Origin of the sequence: Pseudoduganella sp. R-32, from assembly GCF_049913245.1 — a bacterium.
Lineage (GTDB): Bacteria > Pseudomonadota > Gammaproteobacteria > Burkholderiales > Burkholderiaceae_D > Rugamonas.
The window spans coordinates 5687305-5704130 of the sequence record NZ_CP183987.1 but is presented as its reverse complement, the minus strand read 5'-3'; the positions used below and the strand labels follow the sequence as shown (position 1 = coordinate 5704130).

The window sequence follows — 16826 nt, the reverse complement described above, 5'->3', positions numbered from 1 at the left end:
GGCCGCCATGCTGGCTGGCGGCCCACGGGCTCCCCCCCGATAATTCTCGCGTACTGCGTTGGTTACTTGACCACTTCCATCTTGGTCTTGATGCCGCCCTTGTAAGTGAACAGGGTCAACGCACCATCCTTGATGTCGCCGAACGGGTCGAACTCGATCAGGCCGGTCACGCCCTGGTGCTTGATCTTGGCCAGCGCCGGCAGGTATTTGGCCGGCTCGGACGAATTGGCTTTTTCCATGGCGTCGGCCATGGTCATGATGGCGTCGTAGACATACGGCGCGTACAGTTGCACTTCCTGGCCGTACTTCTTCTTGTAGCGGGCACGGAAGTCGTCCATGTTCTTCTGCATGTCGGCAGTCACGCCGCCGGCTTCGGCGCAGGTGACGACGCCGTCGGCGGCAGCGCCGGCGGACAGGCGGTACAGCGCATCGGTGCAGACGCCGTCGCCGCCCATGAATTTGGCGTTGATGCCCAGCGCCTTCATCTGGCGCAGCAGCGGGCCGCCGACCGAGTCCATGCCGCCGAAGAACACCAGGTCCGGATTCTTGGACTTGATGTTGGTCAGGATGGCGTTGAAGTCGGTGGCATTGGCGTTGGTGAATTCCTTGCCGACCACTTGCACGCCCGGCAGGGCTTTCTTGGCGCCTTTGACGAATTCGTCGGCCACGCCCTGGCCGTAAGCGGTGCGGTCGTCGATCACGGCGATCTTCTTGGCGCCCAGGTTCTTCACTGCATAGGCACCGAGGGTGCCGCCCAGCTTGTTGTCGTTGGCAACTACGCGGAAGGCGGTGTTGAACTTCTGCTTGGTGTACACCGGCGAGGTGGCGGCCGGCGAAATCTGCGGGATGCCGGCGTCGTAGTAGATCTTGGAGGCCGGGATGGTGGTGCCGGAGTTCAGGTGGCCGATCACGCCCTGGACCTTGGCGTCCACCAGCTTTTGCGCGGCGGTGGTGCCCTGTTTCGGGTCGCCCGCATCGTCTTCGAACTGCACCACGAACTTGACTGGCTTGCCGCCGATCTTGACGCCCTTGGCGGTCAAGTCTTCAACGGCCATGCGGGCGCCGTTTTCCATGTCCTTGCCCAGGTGCGAGTTAGGGCCCGATACCGGGGCGACGTGGCCAATCTTGATAGTGTCCTGTGCGTAGGCGCTGCCGGCAAACGCCAGGGCAAGGGCGACAGGGATGAACTTGTTCTTGAACTGCATCGGGGGCTCCAGTCAAAAAGTCGGATTTGCCAGAGAAAATACAACAAAATCCCCGAATGGCAAAGAGGGAATTATTTCTGGCGGGTGGAACTAGCCTGCAGGTGCGTGATTTCCTGCTGCACGGCGCGGGTGACGATCTTGCCGATGGTGTCGTGCAGGCCGTCGCGGATTTCCGCCGTCAGGGCATGCAAGGCATGTTCCAGGACTTCGGCCATGCTGTCCTTGATGCGTTGCTCCAGCACGAAATCGACGCGGTTCGACAACTGCTGCAGCACCTGCTCGGAGACGCGGCGCTGCAGCGCTTCCCAGTCCACGGCATCGTCCAACTCGGGTTGCGAATCGTCGGCCGGCGCCGCAGCAACGGCGGACGCCGGCGGCGGCTCGTCGTTCATGATTTCGGTCAGGACCGGGATGCTGGCGTCAAAAGGCTGGTTCATTAACTACTTGCCTACAGTGAGGTGTTTGAGCGGGAAATCCTGGCGTTTGTAGGCAGCATAGCGCAGGCGGCCCGCCGCTGCATCTTCCTCGTCGGAGGAGATGACTTCGATCAAACGCGGAAACGCCTCGAACTGCGCCGGAGCGCGGCGCGCCAGGTTGACCAGCAGGCCGGCTTCCGGCAGTTCTGTCGTGTCGCTGTCGGCCAGCACAATGGCGGAATCGGGCGCCAGCGGATCGTTGGCGTGGGCGTGCGGCAGGAAGTCGATGGCGGAGAAGGTCCACAGGGCCTTGTCCAGCTGCGCCAGTTGCGCTGCGTCTTCGGTCATCACGACGATGCGCGGCGTGCTGGCGTAGGCTTTGCGCAGCAGGCGGCAGGCATAGGCAACCTTGTCCGGCACGCCGCTGTGGAAATCGATCTGCGTCATTGGTTCTTGATGCGTCTCAGAAGCGGAAGTTCGGCGGCGCGTTTTTAGGCGTTTCGCGTTCGCGGCGAGCCTTCTCCGCGGCGGCTGCTGCGCGGTCGGCCTCCGCCTTGCTGGCGGCGACTTCCTCGGCGCTCGGAGCGCGCGGCGGCGCGGCGGGCGCAGGCGGCGGGTTCGAATAACCCGGCGGCAGCATCTTCTCGGTCGGGTAGCCGGCCTGGGTCAGCGCGCTATCCCAGGCACCTTGCTCGAAGCCGATCTGGCGCGTGCGCCCGACCAGCAGGAACGGCACCTGGCCTTCGCTGCCGGCCTTTTTCATGGCATCGAAGTCGTCGTTGGTGGAGACCGTCTTTTCGCGGTACGGAATGCCGCGGTTGGCCAGCAGGGTGCGGGCCATATTGCAGCCGGCGCCGCAGTTGGGGGTGGTGTACAGCACTACCGGACGGGCACGCACGGCCTCCGCCAGTTCGGCGGGCAACTCGGCGCCGCCGGCGCCGGCGGTGTTGTAGTTCTTTACTTCCGCCTTCTTGGCGGTGGCTGGCGGCGGCGTCTCCGTAAAGTGGGTGACGCCTTTCTCGTCCTTCCACTTGTACATCTGGGCGTGCGCCGCGCTGGCAGTCAGCAGCAGCAAAAGCAGGGCAGCGCGTTTCATTGACTTTCTATCTCCATTAAGCCGCCATGCCGCTGTGGCGCAGCAGGGCGTCGATGCTCGGCTCACGGCCGCGGAATGCGGTAAACGACTCCAGCGCCGGGCGCGAACCGCCGACGGCCAGGATCTCCTGCTGGAAGCGTTTACCAGTTTCTGTGGACAGTTTGCCGCCGTCCAGCGCCGCCGCTTCCTCGAAGGCTGCGTAGGCGTCGGCAGACAATACTTCCGCCCACTTATAGCTATAGTATCCCGCCGCATAGCCTCCGGCAAAGATATGGCCGAAGGAATGTTGGAATCGGTTGAAACTTGGCGGGATGATAACGGCAAACTTGCGGCGCACTTCGTCGATCACGTCCTGCACCGATTTGGCGCCGGATGGCTGGAAATCGTAGTGCAGCAGCATGTCGAGCAGGGCGAATTCCACCTGGCGCAGGGTCTGCAGGCCGGACTGGAAGTTCTTGGCCGCCAGCATGCGGTCGTACAGGGCGCGCGGCAGCGGCAGGCCGCTCTTCACGTGGGCGCTCATATGGCTCAGCACATCCCATTCCCAGCAGAAGTTTTCCATGAACTGCGACGGCAGCTCGACAGCATCCCATTCGACGCCGGAAATGCCGGACACCGCCAGCTCTTCAACCTGGGTCAGCATGTGGTGCAGGCCATGGCCGAATTCGTGGAACAGCGTGATCACTTCATCGTGGGTGAACAGCGATGGCTGCGGCACGCCGTCCACCACCAGCGGTTCGGTGAAATTGCAGGTCAGGTAGGCGACCGGCGTTTGCAGCTCGCCGTTCTTGATGCGGCGGCCGCGCGCGTCGTCCATCCAGGCGCCGCCGCTCTTGCCTTCGCGGGCGTACAGGTCCAGGTAGAACTGGCCTACCAGCACGCCATCGCGTTCGATGCTGTAGAAGCGCACGTCCTTGTGCCAGACCGGCGCGCTGTCCGGGCGGATGCTGACGCCGAACAGGGTTTGCACCAGCTTGAACAGGCCGTCGACCACTTTGTGTTCGGGGAAGTACTGCTTCACTTCCTGCGCCGAGAAGGAGTACAGGTGCTGCTGCAGCTTTTCGGAAGCGTAGGGCAGGTCCCACGACTGCAGGTTGTCGATGCCCAGCTCCTTGCTGGCGTAGGCCTGCAGTTCGGCCAGGTCTTTCTCGGCGAAGGGGCGAGCGCGTTTGGCCAGGTCTTCCAGAAATTCGATGACCTGTTCCGGCGACTTGGCCATTTTCGGCACCAGCGAGACTTCGGCGAAGTTCTTGTAGCCGAGCAGACCGGCCTCTTCGGCACGCAGTTTCAGCAGCGTGGCGATATTGGCGGTGTTGTCCCAGTCTTCGCGCTTGCTGAACGCGTCGCCCAGCTCGGAAGCCTTGGTGGCGTTGGCACGGTAGACCTTTTCGCGCAGCGCGCGGTTGTCGCAGAACTGCAGGATCGGGTAATAGGAAGGGAAGTGCAGGGTGAACAGCCAGCCTTGTTTGCCGTCCTTTTCGGCCAGCGCCTTGGCGGCAGCCTTGGAATCGTCGGGCAGGCCGCGCAGTTCGGCTTCGTCCTCCACCAGCAGTTTCCAGTCATTGGTGGCGTCCAGCACGTTCTCGCTGAAGCGGGTGCTGGTGGCGGCGTGTTCTTCCTGGATCGCAGCGAAGCGTTCCTTCTTGTCGGCCGGCAGTTCGGCGCCGCCCATGCGGAAGTCGCGGATCGCGTTGTCGACGATGCGCTGGCGTGCCGGTGACAGGGTGGCGAATTCCGCGCTGGCGCGCAAGGCCTTGTATTTGGCGAACAGCGCCTCGTTCTGGGCCAGGGCGGTCCAGAACTCGGTCACTTTCGGCAGGTTTTCGTTGTAGGTGGCGCGCAGCTCGGGCGTATCCACCACGTTGTTCAGGTGACTGACGATGCCCCAGGCGCGGCCCAGCAGCTCGGTGGAATTCTCCAGCGGGGTGACGAAATTATCCCAGGTTACCTGGTCGCTGGGCGCTTCCAGTTGCGCCACGGCGGCGCGGTTCTTTTCAAGCAGGTGCTCGATTGCGGGAGTGACGTGTTCGGGCTTGATCGCATCGAAACGCGGCAAGCCGCTAAAGTCCAGCAGGGGATTGTCAGTCATTCTTAACTCCTCAATAACCGTAAAAGCAGTGCCAGACCCGCAGGGTCAGGCACTGGTAACGCGGCGGCCGCGTGCCGAAGGTGCCAGACCCCGTGGGTCTGGCACCGGTTTACCGGTTTAAACGCGCTCCGCCGACTCAATCGTATTCATCAGCAGCATGGTAATGGTCATCGGCCCCACGCCACCCGGCACCGGCGTGATATGCGAAGCCACTTCCTTGATGCCCGCAAAGTCCACGTCGCCGCACAGTTTGCCGTTCTCATCGCGGTTGATGCCGACGTCGATAACGATGGCGCCCGGCTTCACCATATCAGCAGTCAGGGTGTTGCGGCGGCCAGTTGCAGCCACCACGATATCGGCCTGGCGGGTGTGATAGCCCAGGTCCGCCGTTCCGCTATGGCAGATGGTGACGGTGGCGTTAGCTTGCAAGAGCAGCAGGCCCATTGGCTTGCCAACGGTGTTGGAACGGCCAATCACGACAGCATGCTTGCCCTTCAGCGTAACGCCGGTCGATTCGATCAGCTTCATGCAGCCGTAAGGCGTGCATGGCAGGAAGCCTTCCAGGCCGGTCATCAGTTCGCCGGCGCTCAGCACGGAATAGCCGTCCACGTCCTTGGTCGTAGCGATGGCCTCGATCACCTTGTGCGGGTCGATATGCTTGGGCAGCGGCATCTGCACCAGGATGCCGTGGATGCTTGGGTCGGCATTCAGGGTGGCGATGCGTTCGAGCAGGGCTTGCTCGGTCATGTCTGCAGCGTATTGCTCTTTCACGGAGCGGATGCCGGCGTCTTCGCATGCCTTGACCTTGTTGCGCACGTAGACATGGCTGGCCTGGTCGTCGCCGACCAGGATCACGGCCAGGCCGGGCTGTTTGCCCTTGGCGGTCAGTGCGGCGGCGCGGGAAGCGATTTCAGCGCGCAGTTTTTGGGAGAGTGCTACTCCGTCGATCAGTTGTGCAGACATGATTGCTTGGATTGGTGGAATGGAAAGTCGCCATTATAAATGGTGGCGGCCTTGTCCTGCACTGCACATGATTGTAAGCTTGCCAATAAATGATCTCTTACCAGTTCCTGATTGATGCCCAGCTGCGCCCGGACAAGACGCCCGATTTCTCGGCTTACCCCTTCTGCCTGCCCGCCGTGCGCCACCTCGGCCGCCTCGAATTCGACCCGGCAGTGACGTTTATCGTCGGCGAAAACGGCTCGGGAAAATCGACTTTGCTGGAGGGGCTGGCCGTGGCACTGGGCTTCAACGCAGAAGGCGGCAGCAAGAATTTCAACTTCGGCACCCGTGTCTCACATTCGTGCCTGCATGAGTACCTGCGCGTTGCACGTGGCGTGCGCAAGCCACGGGATGGCTATTTCCTCCGTGCGGAGAGCTTCTTCAATGTCGCGACCGAAATTGAGAATATGGACCGGATCCCGGCTCCTGCGCCGCCAGTCATCGATTCCTATGGCGGTGTTTCCCTGCATGAGCAGTCGCATGGGGAATCGTTCCTGGCGCTGCTGGAGAAGCGTTTCGGCGGCAAAGGCCTGTACATCCTGGACGAACCGGAAGCCGCGCTGTCGCCGCAACGCCAGTTGCGGGCATTGAAGCGCATCCACCAACTGGTGCAGGGCGGCTCACAATTCGTGATCGCGACCCATTCGCCGATCCTGATGGCCTATCCGGAAGCCAGCATCTTCGTCTGCACGCCGGATGGAATACGCCAGCGTGCTTATGAAGACACCGAACACTACGAAGTGATGCACGACTTCATGGCCAACCCGCGCGGTGCGCTCAAGACGCTGCTAGAGACTCCGAAAGAACCCTGAACTTCACGCGCGGCACGGCGAAGCAGAATGGGCTGCCCGCGTCGGCGCCAGCCATCGGGCAGTTCACCGATTCCGCCTCCAGCGGCAGCACTTCATCGAGCGGAATTGGCAGGCTGATTTCCGATTCCGCCATGCGGCCAGTGCCCGGAACCTCGATCATTGCCATGTGCTGGCATGCGAGGAAGCCGACTGCCTCGTCCCAGTTTGCGAAAGCGCCGGCCAGGCCCGGCGGCAGGGCGCGCTGCGCTCTTACTCGGGTCCGGGCCTTCAGCAGCGGCGCGCTGCCGGCTCCGGGCTCGATGCTGGTGGAGTATTCATCGCCATCGCGCGCATGGACAAACCGTGCAGGCAAATGCGTCGGCAGAATATCGCTGAATATGCGCGTGCCGAGAGCATGAAGCGTGCTATCCATGATATTCCGCACGAAATACACCTTGCCCGGTTCCTCCAGATAGAAGCGCCAGTTGCTTTGCAGGGGCGATGGCATCAGGCGGCGTGTTGCTCCCGCCAGCGCCGGACCGAAATGGCCATGGCGATAGGTAAGGACGCTGAACGGCGTGAGGCCATTGCGCTGCCACAAGCGCACGCCTGCCGGCACCATGGCCTGCGCAGTCGCGGCATCCATCATCCAGGTCAGGTAAACGACGTCGCGCACATCGCTTTCAAGGGTCAGGAACGGCAGGCGCGAAAACACCGCGCGGCGGGCGCTGGCGATGCGTCGGGAATTTGCGAGGCGGGCGAGCAGGCGGCCGGGAAGTCCCGGCGTTGGATGAATGTAATTGTTGGTCATATCACGATATCATAGGCGAATGAAGATAAAGGAGACAATCGCTCGCCTGGCCGCGCTGTTACTGGCATGCGCGGCGTTCGACGCCCGAGCGGTGGATGCCGTGATCTTCGACCGTGCTGCCTCGTCCGCCGACCTTCGGCGCGAATATTCAAAGGTCTTGCTGCAACAGGTGATGGAGCGCACGGTGCCCGAATTCGGGCCGTACACCATCGAATATGCGGACGCCCACATGGAGCGTCCGCGCCTGCTTGAAGCGCTCAAGGACGGAAAGCTGATTAACGTGACCGCCTACCCAGCCGATGCGAAATGGCTCAAGACCCTGCGCGCAGTGCCAGTGCCCACAGATATGGGCTTGCAAAGCTGGCGTATTGCCCTGATCGACAGCAAGAACCAGGAACGCATTCGCAAACTGGTGCTGCCGGGCGGGCTCAAGGAAATGACTGCCGGTGTCGGATCGGTGTGGGTCACACGCGCGTCGCTGCAGGATAACGGCTTCCGCTATGTCACCGGCAGTAACTACATCGGCTTGTTCGACATGCTGGTCGCCGGCCGCTTCGACTACCTTCCGCGCGGCGTGAACGAGATCTTCCAGGAGTACGACCTGCGCAAGCAAGCCTTCCCGCAACTGGCAATCGAAGACAGCATCGTCCTGCACGACAATATTCCCTCGATGTTCTTCGTCTCGCCCAAGACCCCCCGGCTATATAAACGCATCCGCGCCGGCATGGAATCGCTGCTGAAGGACGGCACACTGGAGCGCCTCGTGCTCGAACATCACCGCAGCTACCTGCAGCGCGCCCAACTGTGCAAACGGCGCCGCGTCGACCTGCCGAACAAGGACATCGATCCCGCCATGCTTTCCCGCAGGGAGCTGTGGCTCGATCCCTTTGATCCGCGCCTGGGGCTCTGCCGCAAGTGATGGGGCGCGGGTGCATCGTGCGCCGCCCGCCTGACCGAATCGCGATGATTGAAGCCGCCCGCACGGCTGGTGCTTCATTTCACATTGCAAAATCAACTTCCGCAATTTGAAAAATGCCGAATTCGCTGATAGAATCCTTCACACTTAGCCAAAGTCTTAATAAATAATCACCTGCACCGTCCGGAGCACACAGGGTGGGGCGCCTTCAATTGATAGGAGACTAGTTACATGTCAGCTCAACTTGACCAGGTCACGGCACAAACGGCCAACGATCCTGATGCACAGGAAACCAAAGAATGGCTGGAGGCGTTGGAAGCCGTCCTGGAAAACGAAGGCCCTGAACGTGCCCATTACCTGATGGAGCGACTGGTCGACCTGGCCCGCCGCCGCGGCGCCGACATTCCGTTCTCCGCCAATACCGCCTACGTCAACACCATCCCCGCCCATAAGGAAGCCCACTGCCCAGGCAACCTGGAATACGAAGAGCGCCTGCGCTCGTGGATGCGCTGGAACGCGATGGCAATGGTCGTCAAGGCCAACCGCGCCGACGGCGACCTGGGCGGCCACCTGTCCTCGTTCGCCTCGCTGGCGAACATGCTGGGCATCGGCTTCAACCACTTCTGGAAAGCCGAGAGCGCCGAGCACGGCGGCGACCTGCTGTACATCCAGGGCCACTCGTCGCCCGGCGTCTACGCGCGCGCCTTCCTGGAAGGCCGCCTGAGCGAAGAACAACTGCTGAACTTCCGCAAGGAAGTGGACGGCAAAGGCCTGTCCTCCTACCCGCACCCGAAACTGATGCCGGAATTCTGGCAATTCCCGACCGTGTCGATGGGCCTGGGCCCGCTGATGGCGATCTACCAGGCGCGCTTCCTGAAGTACCTGCACGCGCGCGGCATCGCCAATACCGAAGGCCGCAAGGTCTGGGCCTTCTGCGGCGACGGCGAGATGGACGAACCGGAATCGATGGGCGCGATCGGCATGGCTGCCCGCGAACAGCTGGACAACCTGAACATCGTGGTCAACTGCAACCTGCAGCGCCTGGACGGTCCGGTGCGCGGCAACGGCAAGATCATCCAGGAGCTGGAAGCGGACTTCCGCGGCGCCGGCTGGAACGTCATCAAGGTCATCTGGGGCCCGGGCTGGGACAACCTGCTGGCGCAGGACAAGGACGGCATCCTGCAAAAAGTGATGATGGAAACCGTCGACGGCGAATACCAGAACTACAAGGCCAAGGACGGCGCATACGTGCGCAAGCACTTCTTCGGCAAGCATCCGAAGCTGCTGGAAATGGTTGCCAACATGTCGGACGACGACATCTGGCGCCTGACCCGCGGCGGCCACGACCCGCACAAGATCTACGCTGCATTCAAGATGGCCAACGAGTCCGTCGGCAAGCCAACCGTGCTGCTGGTGAAGACCGTCAAGGGCTTCGGCATGGGCAAATCCGGCGAAGCGCGCAATACCGCGCACCAGACCAAGAAGCTGGACGACGAGGCAATCCGCGAAATGCGCGACCGCTTCAACATCCCGATCCCGGACGACAAGCTGAAAGACATCCCGTTCTTCAAGCCGTCCGACGACGCGCCTGAAATGAAGTACCTGCACGAGCGCCGCAAGGCACTGGGCGGCTACCTGCCATCGCGCCGCACCAAGGCCGACGAGAAGCTGGTGGTGCCGGGCCTCGACGCCTTCAAGGCGGTGACCGACCCGACTCCGGAAGGCCGCGAGATCTCCACTACCCAGGCCTACGTGCGTATCATCACCGCGCTGCTGCGTGACCAGTCGCTGGGCCAGCGCGTGGTGCCAATCCTGGTTGACGAGTCCCGTACCTTCGGTATGGAAGGCCTGTTCCGCCAGATCGGCATCTTCAACCAGCAAGGCCAGTTGTACGAGCCGGTCGACAAGGACCAGGTGATGTACTACCGCGAAGACAAGGCCGGCCAGATCCTGCAAGAGGGTATCAACGAAGCGGGCGGCATGAGCTCGTGGATCGCCGCTGCGACCTCGTACTCGAGCAACAACCGCGTGATGATCCCGTTCTTCACCTACTACTCGATGTTCGGCCTGCAGCGCGTTGGCGACCTGGCTTGGGCGGCGGGCGACATGCGCGCACGCGGCTTCCTGATGGCGGGTACCGCCGGCCGCACCACGCTAAACGGCGAAGGCCTGCAGCACGAAGATGGCCACAGCCATATCGTTGCGGCGACCATCCCGAACTGCGTTCCGTACGACCCGACCTTCGGCCATGAATTGGCAGTCATCATCCAGGACGGCCTGCGCCGCATGGTGGGCGAACAGGAAGACGTGTTCTACTACATCACCATCATGAACGAGAACTATGCCCACCCAGGCCTGAAGCCAGGCCAGGAAGAGGGCATCCTGAAGGGCATGTACCTGCTGCAAGAGGGCGATAAGTCCGCCAAGCAGCGCGTGCAGCTGGTCGGCTCGGGCACCATCCTGCGCGAATCCATCTTCGCCGCTGAACTGCTGAAGAACGACTGGAACATCGCTGCCGACGTGTGGTCCGCTCCTTCGCTGACCCTGGTGGCCCGCGATGGCCAGGACTGCGAACGCTGGAACATGGTCAACCCGACCAAGGAACAGCGCGTCCCTTACGTGACCGGCCTGCTGAAGGACAGCACCGGCCCGATCGTTGCAACCACCGACTACATGCGTGCATTCGCTGAGCAGATCCGTCCTTACATGCCGGAAGGCCGCACCTACAAGGTGCTGGGCACCGATGGCTTTGGCCGTTCGGACAGCCGCGCCAAGCTGCGCGAGTTCTTCGAGGTGAACCGTTACTACATCACCGTCGCATCCCTGCGTGCCCTGGCGGACGAAGGCAAGATCGCGATGTCGGTGGTGGAAGACGCCATCAAGAAGTACGGCATCAACCCGAACAAGCCAAATCCGGTGACCCAATAAATAAGAAGACGGAGCAAACACTATGAGCATGGTTGAAGTGAAAGTCCCGGATATCGGCGACTTCAAGGAAGTTGAAGTCATCGAACTGATGGTCAAGGTGGGCGACACGATCAAGGTTGACCAGTCGCTGGTGACTGTTGAATCGGACAAGGCATCGATGGAGATTCCTTCGTCGCAAGCCGGTGTCGTCAAGGAAATCAAGGTGAAGGTCGGCGACAAGGTGGCGGAAGGTTCGCTGTTGCTGATCGTTGAAGCATCCGGCGCCGCCGGAGTTCCTGCCGCCGCACCGGCAGCAGCCGCAGCTCCGGCAGCCGCGCCTGCTGCTGCGGCCCCAGCGCCTGCCGCTGCCGCCGCGCCTGCGCCAGCTGCTTCGGCCGGCCCGGTCGAAGTGAAAGTGCCCGACATCGGCGACTTCAAGGAAGTGGAAGTCATCGAAGTGATGGTCAAGGTCGGCGACACCATCGCCAAGGACCAGTCCCTGGTGACCGTCGAATCCGACAAAGCCTCCATGGAAATTCCATCGTCGCACGCTGGCGTGGTGAAAGAGATCAAGGTCAAGGTAGGCGACAAGGTTGCTGAAGGCTCCCTGGTGCTGATCGTTGACGCTGCCGGCGGTGCCGCCGCCCCAGCGGCAGCGCCTGCGCCAGCCGCGGCTCCCGCTGCCGCTCCGGCCGCCGCAGCTCCGGCTGCAGCCGCGACTCCTGCTGCCGCTGCAGCGCCGTCCGCGCCTGCCGTCAACGGCAAGCTGGCCCATGCCTCTCCATCCGTTCGCAAGTTTGCCCGCGAACTGGGCGTGGACGTGACCCGCGTTGGCGGCACCGGCCCGAAAGGCCGCGTGACCCAGCTGGACGTGCAAAATTACGTCAAGGGCATCGTCTCCGGCGCAGTCGCAGCACCGAATGCCGCACCGGCAGCCGCTGGCGGCGGTGCAGGCCTGAACCTGCTGCCATGGCCATCGCTGGACTTCAGCAAGTTCGGCGAAACAGAACTGTCCCCGCTGCCGCGCATCAAGAAGATCTCCGGCCCGAACCTGCATCGCAACTGGGTGATGATCCCGCACGTGACGCAGTTCGAAGACGCCGACATCACCGACCTGGAACAGTTCCGCGTCGACAGCAACAACGCCAACGCCAAGAACAAGGACGCCGTCAAGCTCACCATGCTGGCGTTCGTGATCAAGGCCTCCGTGACCGCGCTGAAGAAATTCCCGACCTTCAATTCGTCACTGGACGAGAAGGGCGAGAACCTGATCCTGAAGAAGTACTACAACATCGGCTTCGCAGCCGACACGCCGCAAGGCCTGGTGGTGCCGGTCGTGAAGAACGCCGACCAGAAGTCAGTGACCCAGATCGCCAAGGAAATGGGCGAACTGTCGCTGGCAGCGCGCGAAGGCAAGCTGAAGCCGACCGACATGCAGGGCGCCTGCTTCACCATTTCGTCGCTGGGCGGCATTGGCGGTACCGCATTCACCCCGATCGTGAACGCACCGGAAGTGGCGATCCTTGGCCTGTCCAAGTCCTCCATGAAGCCAGTCTGGGACGGCAAGCAGTTCGTGCCGCGCCTGATGCTGCCGCTGTCGCTGTCCTACGACCACCGCGTGGTCGACGGCGCGTCCGGCGCACGCTTCGCTGCATACCTGGCCGAAGTGCTGGCCGATATGCGCAAGATCCTGCTGTAAGGAGGCCGCGATGATCGAAGTTAAAGTACCGAACATCGGCGACTTCAAGGACGTCGAAGTGATCGAATTGCTGGTCAAGGTTGGCGACACCGTCAAGGTCGACCAGTCGCTGGCTACCGTGGAATCCGACAAGGCATCGATGGAGATTCCATCGACCCACGCAGGCGTGATCAAGGAACTGAAGATCAAGGTCGGCGACAAGGTGAGCGAAGGCTCCGCGCTGATGGTAGTGGAAGTCGCCGCCGGCGCAGCCGCTGCCCCGGCAGCCGCACCTGCGCTTGCTGCAGCGCCTGCCGCTGCAGCACCGGCACCGGCCGCTGCCCCAGCCGCACCGGCCGCACCTGTGGCCGCGCCGCAGGCTGGCGGCTACGCCGGCCAGGTCGACATCACCTGCGACATGATGGTCCTGGGTGGCGGTCCTGGCGGCTACTCCGCCGCCTTCCGCTCCGCGGACCTGGGCATGAACACCGTGCTGGTCGAGAAATACGCGACCCTGGGCGGCGTCTGCCTGAACGTGGGCTGCATCCCGTCGAAAGCACTGCTGCACCTGGCAGCCGTGGTCGACGAGACCAGCCACATGGCCAAGAACGGCGTCACCTTCGCCAAGCCGACGATCGACATCGACCAGGTGCGCAGCTACAAGGACGGCGTCATCAAGAAGATGACCACCGGCCTGGCCGGCATGGCCAAGATGCGCAAGGTGAACGTGGTGCAGGGCGTAGGCCAGTTCCTCAGCCCGAACCACATCGAGGTCACCGCAGCCGACGGCAGCAAGAAGGTCGTGCAGTTCAAGCAAGCCATCATCGCCGCAGGTTCCAGCGTGGTGAAACTGCCGTTCGTCCCTGAAGACAACCGCATCGTCGACAGCACCGGAGCGCTCGAGCTGCGCTTCATGCCGAAGAAGATGCTGGTCATCGGCGGCGGCATCATCGGCCTGGAAATGGCCACCGTGTACAGCACCTTCGGCGCGCGCATCGACGTGGTCGAAATGATGGACGGCCTGATGCAAGGCGCCGACCGCGAAGCCGTGAAGGTCTGGCAGAAGTACAACGAGAAGCGCTTCGACCGCATCATGACCAAGACCAAGACCGTCGGAGTGGAAGCGCTGCCGGAAGGGATCAAGGTCACCTTCGAAGCCGCCGAAGCCGGCGTCACCGCGCCGGAACCGCAGCTGTACGACATGGTCCTGGTGGCAGTCGGCCGCAGCCCGAACGGCAAGAAGCTCGCCGCCGACAAGGCCGGCGTGATCGTCACCGACCGCGGCTTCATCAACGTCGACAGCCAGATGCGCACCAATGTGCCGCACATCTTCGCCATCGGCGATATCGTCGGCCAGCCGATGCTCGCGCACAAAGCCGTGCACGAAGCCCACGTCGCTGCCGAAGCAGCCCACGGCGAGAAGGCTCACTTCGACGCGAAGATCATTCCATCGGTGGCTTACACCGATCCGGAAGTGGCATGGGCCGGCATCACCGAAGACGAAGCGAAAGCCAAGGGCATCAAGGTCGAGAAGGGCCACTTCCCATGGGCTGCCAGCGGCCGCGCCGTTGCCAACGGCCGTGACGAAGGCTTCACCAAGCTGCTGTTCGATGCAGAGACGCACCGCATCATCGGCGGCACCATCGTCGGCACCCACGCCGGCGACATGATCGGTGAAATCGCCCTGGCGATCGAGATGGGCGCCGACGGCATCGACATCGGCAAGACCATCCACCCGCACCCGACCCTGGGTGAATCGATCGGCATGGCAGCAGAAGCCTACGAAGGCGTCTGCACCGACCTGCCGCCGCCGCGCAAGCGCTAAGCCGTTAGCGCGATGGGAGGACAGCCTGGCGCGTATCGACCGCGATCCAGTTGTCCTCCCAGGTCTTTCCATTGTCGGCGGAGTAGGCCTGCTCGAAGCGCCACTGGTCCGCGCCCAGCGGGACAATCAGGAAGCGGACCAGGATCTTGCGGCCATCCAGCGTGTCCTGGCCGAAGAAGGTGCCGCGCCCCTGCTTGAAGCTGCCGTGCATTGGCTCCGTCATCGCGCCGTTGGCGAGATTCGCGAAATGCAGGCTCCATTGCCCGCTCGCAGGCTGGTACAGGCGAAGGGAAACTCCGGCAATCCTGCCGGCAGGGCCCTGCACATCAAATTCAACGATATTTGCCCGTTTTCCCATCAGTGGAGAGACGGTCGTCGTGCCGGCATATTCAAGCCATTCCTGGCTGCCGGTAAGAGGTTTGCTGAGTCGCCGCAGTGTTGTTTGCCAGGTCCCCAATTCCCAATTGAAGTCCTGTTGGCCATCGCTCGCTGGAGGAGCCGCTGCGGGGGAGCCGATGTGGATGAAGAAGACCAGGAGCGCAATGAAGGCAGTTTTCATGGTGATGATCCGGGCGTCGAAAGCACGATCTTAGTCTCGGCTCGCTTGCCCGGACAGGGCCATCACGCGCAATTTTCCTGGGGCCACGCGGGCCCGGGAGTTGCTTACTTCTGGTTGCGGTACTGCTCGAAATGCTTGCCGTAGTCTTCCCAGTTATCGTCAAACATCTTGTTGAACTGGTCCATGAAGTAGGCCTTGGCTTCTTCTTTCTTCAGTTTGAAGGCTTCCAGGTCAGGCTGGGCACGTGCTACCAGGTAGGTGTTGTAGCGGGCGGCGGCGAACAGCAGGCTGGCGCCTACCAGTTGCGGGGCGCCCTTGTTGCTGTTTTCGTGGGCGTTGGCCAGTGCAATGTAGGCGTCGATGTTTTCGAAGAATTTCTGGTCGTCGTTCTGCTGCTGTTGGGTTGCTTGTTCGCTCATGATTTACTACCAATAAGTTGATACTAGGGGTGGGCATCGTGACACAGGAAGCGCGTCGCCGCAATAAAAAACCGGGCTTTTGCCCGGTTTGTTGTCAGCTCGCAATGAAGCGCTCTGGGATTTCGATACCGCCGCTATTGGCAGCCTCCGCATAGGCCTTGAGTTCATTGATCGCGGCGTCCAGGTGTTCTTTGTTCGGGTTTTCCTGGAAACCTTTGATGCGCTCGTTGATCGTGGCAATTTTCCTGCTCCATTCGAGCCGATCGACCTTGCTCATACAACCTCCCACTTTAATTTTGGTTCTCGAGAAGGTCAGTATCCGGCAGCCAGCCGATGGGCCACCGTGCGCTAGCGCACATACGCTGCCGCGCACGCTTAAGGGCTACTTAACGCTTCAACACCCCGTTCAGGAACAGGTCGACGCCTTGCTCGATCTCCTCCGGCGTGGTGGCCACGCCGCAGCGAGAATCGAACAGGAAGCGGCGCAACTGGTCGCCCATCAGGCAGTTCATCAGGTGGATCGCCAGCCGCTCCGGCGGCGCCTTGGTATCGAGTTGGGCTCGGACGTCCGCACGGGCGAAGTAGCGCGCCACCAGCTCGCGCGTCTGGCGCGGGCCGGCGTCCCAGAATGCTTCGGCCAGGTCGGGATTGGCGTGGGCTTCCGCCACCACGATTTGATAGAGCGCGGTAGCCGCCGGCGTGCTGACCAGGCGGTGGAAGCGCAGGCCGAACTCCAGCAACGTTTCGCGCACAGGGCGGTGCAGGGTTTCCATGCCGACGGGATCGAAGGCGCCGGCACGATGACGCAGCAAGATCGCCTTGAGCAGGCCGGCCTTGCCGCCGAACTTCACATAGATGGTGCGCACGGCAACCCGTGCTTCTTTGGCAATGGCTTCAAGGCTGACCTTGGCATAGCCCTTTTCCAGGATGAGCCGGGCGGCCGTATCCAGCAGGTCGTTCAGGCGCGCTTCGGCCTCGGCGGCCTTGGGGCGCCCGGCTTTGACTGGCTCGATAACTTGTTCAATAGACATGATTGAAAACCGTACGTAATGCCCGAAGGCTAGCAGAGACCTCACTTTATGCCAAATAAAAATGAAATGCAATCGTTTCAT

At 62.2% G+C, this 16826-nt stretch carries 16 protein-coding genes; 5 read left to right on the top strand and 11 right to left on the bottom strand.

Annotation, left to right across the window (positions count from 1 at the left end; all coding sequences use genetic code 11):
- Positions 1-62 precede the first annotated feature (62 nt).
- The 6 genes from ACN9MU_RS26080 to folD all read right to left on the bottom strand — a co-directional run bounded on the left by ACN9MU_RS26080 (position 63) and on the right by folD (position 5769).
- Positions 63-1205, bottom strand: a complete 1143-nt coding sequence (locus tag ACN9MU_RS26080; RefSeq protein WP_426164078.1) for a branched-chain amino acid ABC transporter substrate-binding protein — start codon at positions 1203-1205, stop codon at positions 63-65.
- 71 nt (positions 1206-1276) lie between these two features.
- Positions 1277-1642, bottom strand: coding sequence for a hypothetical protein (locus tag ACN9MU_RS26075; RefSeq protein WP_426164076.1), 366 nt, complete (start codon positions 1640-1642; stop codon positions 1277-1279).
- 3 nt (positions 1643-1645) lie between these two features.
- Positions 1646-2068, bottom strand: coding sequence for a DNA polymerase III subunit chi (locus tag ACN9MU_RS26070; protein ID WP_426164074.1), 423 nt, complete (start codon positions 2066-2068; stop codon positions 1646-1648).
- Positions 2069-2084: 16 nt separating this feature from the next.
- Positions 2085-2717 (bottom strand): DUF4124 domain-containing protein, encoded by a 633-nt coding sequence (locus tag ACN9MU_RS26065; RefSeq protein ID WP_426319039.1) that lies wholly within the window; start codon positions 2715-2717, stop codon positions 2085-2087.
- A 16-nt stretch (positions 2718-2733) separates the two neighbouring features.
- Positions 2734-4806 (bottom strand): M3 family metallopeptidase, encoded by a 2073-nt coding sequence (locus tag ACN9MU_RS26060; protein ID WP_426164069.1) that lies wholly within the window; start codon positions 4804-4806, stop codon positions 2734-2736.
- Positions 4807-4923: 117 nt separating this feature from the next.
- A complete protein-coding gene (gene folD / locus ACN9MU_RS26055) occupies positions 4924-5769 on the bottom strand; it encodes a bifunctional methylenetetrahydrofolate dehydrogenase/methenyltetrahydrofolate cyclohydrolase FolD (protein WP_426319038.1) in 846 nt (281 codons plus the stop codon).
- An 89-nt stretch (positions 5770-5858) separates the two neighbouring features.
- Between folD and ACN9MU_RS26050 the strand changes: the two genes are divergently transcribed.
- A complete protein-coding gene (locus tag ACN9MU_RS26050; protein ID WP_426164065.1) occupies positions 5859-6620 on the top strand; it encodes an AAA family ATPase in 762 nt (253 codons plus the stop codon).
- Here ACN9MU_RS26050 and ACN9MU_RS26045 read toward each other — a convergent pair.
- Positions 6586-7410 carry a DUF2071 domain-containing protein gene (locus ACN9MU_RS26045; RefSeq protein WP_426164062.1) on the bottom strand — a complete coding sequence of 275 codons (825 nt, stop codon included), beginning with the start codon at positions 7408-7410 and terminating at the stop codon, positions 6586-6588. The genes ACN9MU_RS26050 and ACN9MU_RS26045 overlap by 35 nt on opposite strands.
- Before the next feature lie 19 nt (positions 7411-7429).
- Here ACN9MU_RS26045 and ACN9MU_RS26040 point away from each other — a divergent pair, with 19 nt between their 5' ends.
- From ACN9MU_RS26040 to lpdA, 4 genes are all read left to right on the top strand, one after another.
- A complete protein-coding gene (locus ACN9MU_RS26040) occupies positions 7430-8329 on the top strand; it encodes a hypothetical protein (protein WP_426164060.1) in 900 nt (299 codons plus the stop codon).
- A gap of 228 nt (positions 8330-8557) precedes the next feature.
- Positions 8558-11254, top strand: a complete 2697-nt coding sequence (gene aceE, locus ACN9MU_RS26035) for a pyruvate dehydrogenase (acetyl-transferring), homodimeric type (RefSeq protein ID WP_426164058.1) — start codon at positions 8558-8560, stop codon at positions 11252-11254.
- A gap of 22 nt (positions 11255-11276) precedes the next feature.
- Positions 11277-12932 (top strand): dihydrolipoyllysine-residue acetyltransferase, encoded by a 1656-nt coding sequence (gene aceF, locus ACN9MU_RS26030; RefSeq protein ID WP_426319037.1) that lies wholly within the window; start codon positions 11277-11279, stop codon positions 12930-12932.
- Between the two features lie 10 nt (positions 12933-12942).
- Entirely contained in the window at positions 12943-14736 is a 1794-nt protein-coding gene (gene lpdA, locus ACN9MU_RS26025) for a dihydrolipoyl dehydrogenase (protein WP_426343626.1), read from the top strand.
- Positions 14737-14740: 4 nt separating this feature from the next.
- Here lpdA and ACN9MU_RS26020 read toward each other — a convergent pair whose 3' ends face one another.
- The 4 genes from ACN9MU_RS26020 to ACN9MU_RS26005 form a co-directional block, all read right to left on the bottom strand.
- Positions 14741-15295 (bottom strand): hypothetical protein, encoded by a 555-nt coding sequence (locus ACN9MU_RS26020; protein WP_426319035.1) that lies wholly within the window; start codon positions 15293-15295, stop codon positions 14741-14743.
- A gap of 104 nt (positions 15296-15399) precedes the next feature.
- Positions 15400-15714, bottom strand: a complete 315-nt coding sequence (locus ACN9MU_RS26015; RefSeq protein ID WP_426164048.1) for a DUF3144 domain-containing protein — start codon at positions 15712-15714, stop codon at positions 15400-15402.
- Positions 15715-15808: 94 nt separating this feature from the next.
- Positions 15809-15991, bottom strand: a complete 183-nt coding sequence (locus ACN9MU_RS26010; protein ID WP_130310722.1) for a hypothetical protein — start codon at positions 15989-15991, stop codon at positions 15809-15811.
- 109 nt (positions 15992-16100) lie between these two features.
- Positions 16101-16745, bottom strand: coding sequence for a TetR/AcrR family transcriptional regulator (locus ACN9MU_RS26005; protein ID WP_426319034.1), 645 nt, complete (start codon positions 16743-16745; stop codon positions 16101-16103).
- Positions 16746-16826: the final 81 nt, after the last annotated feature.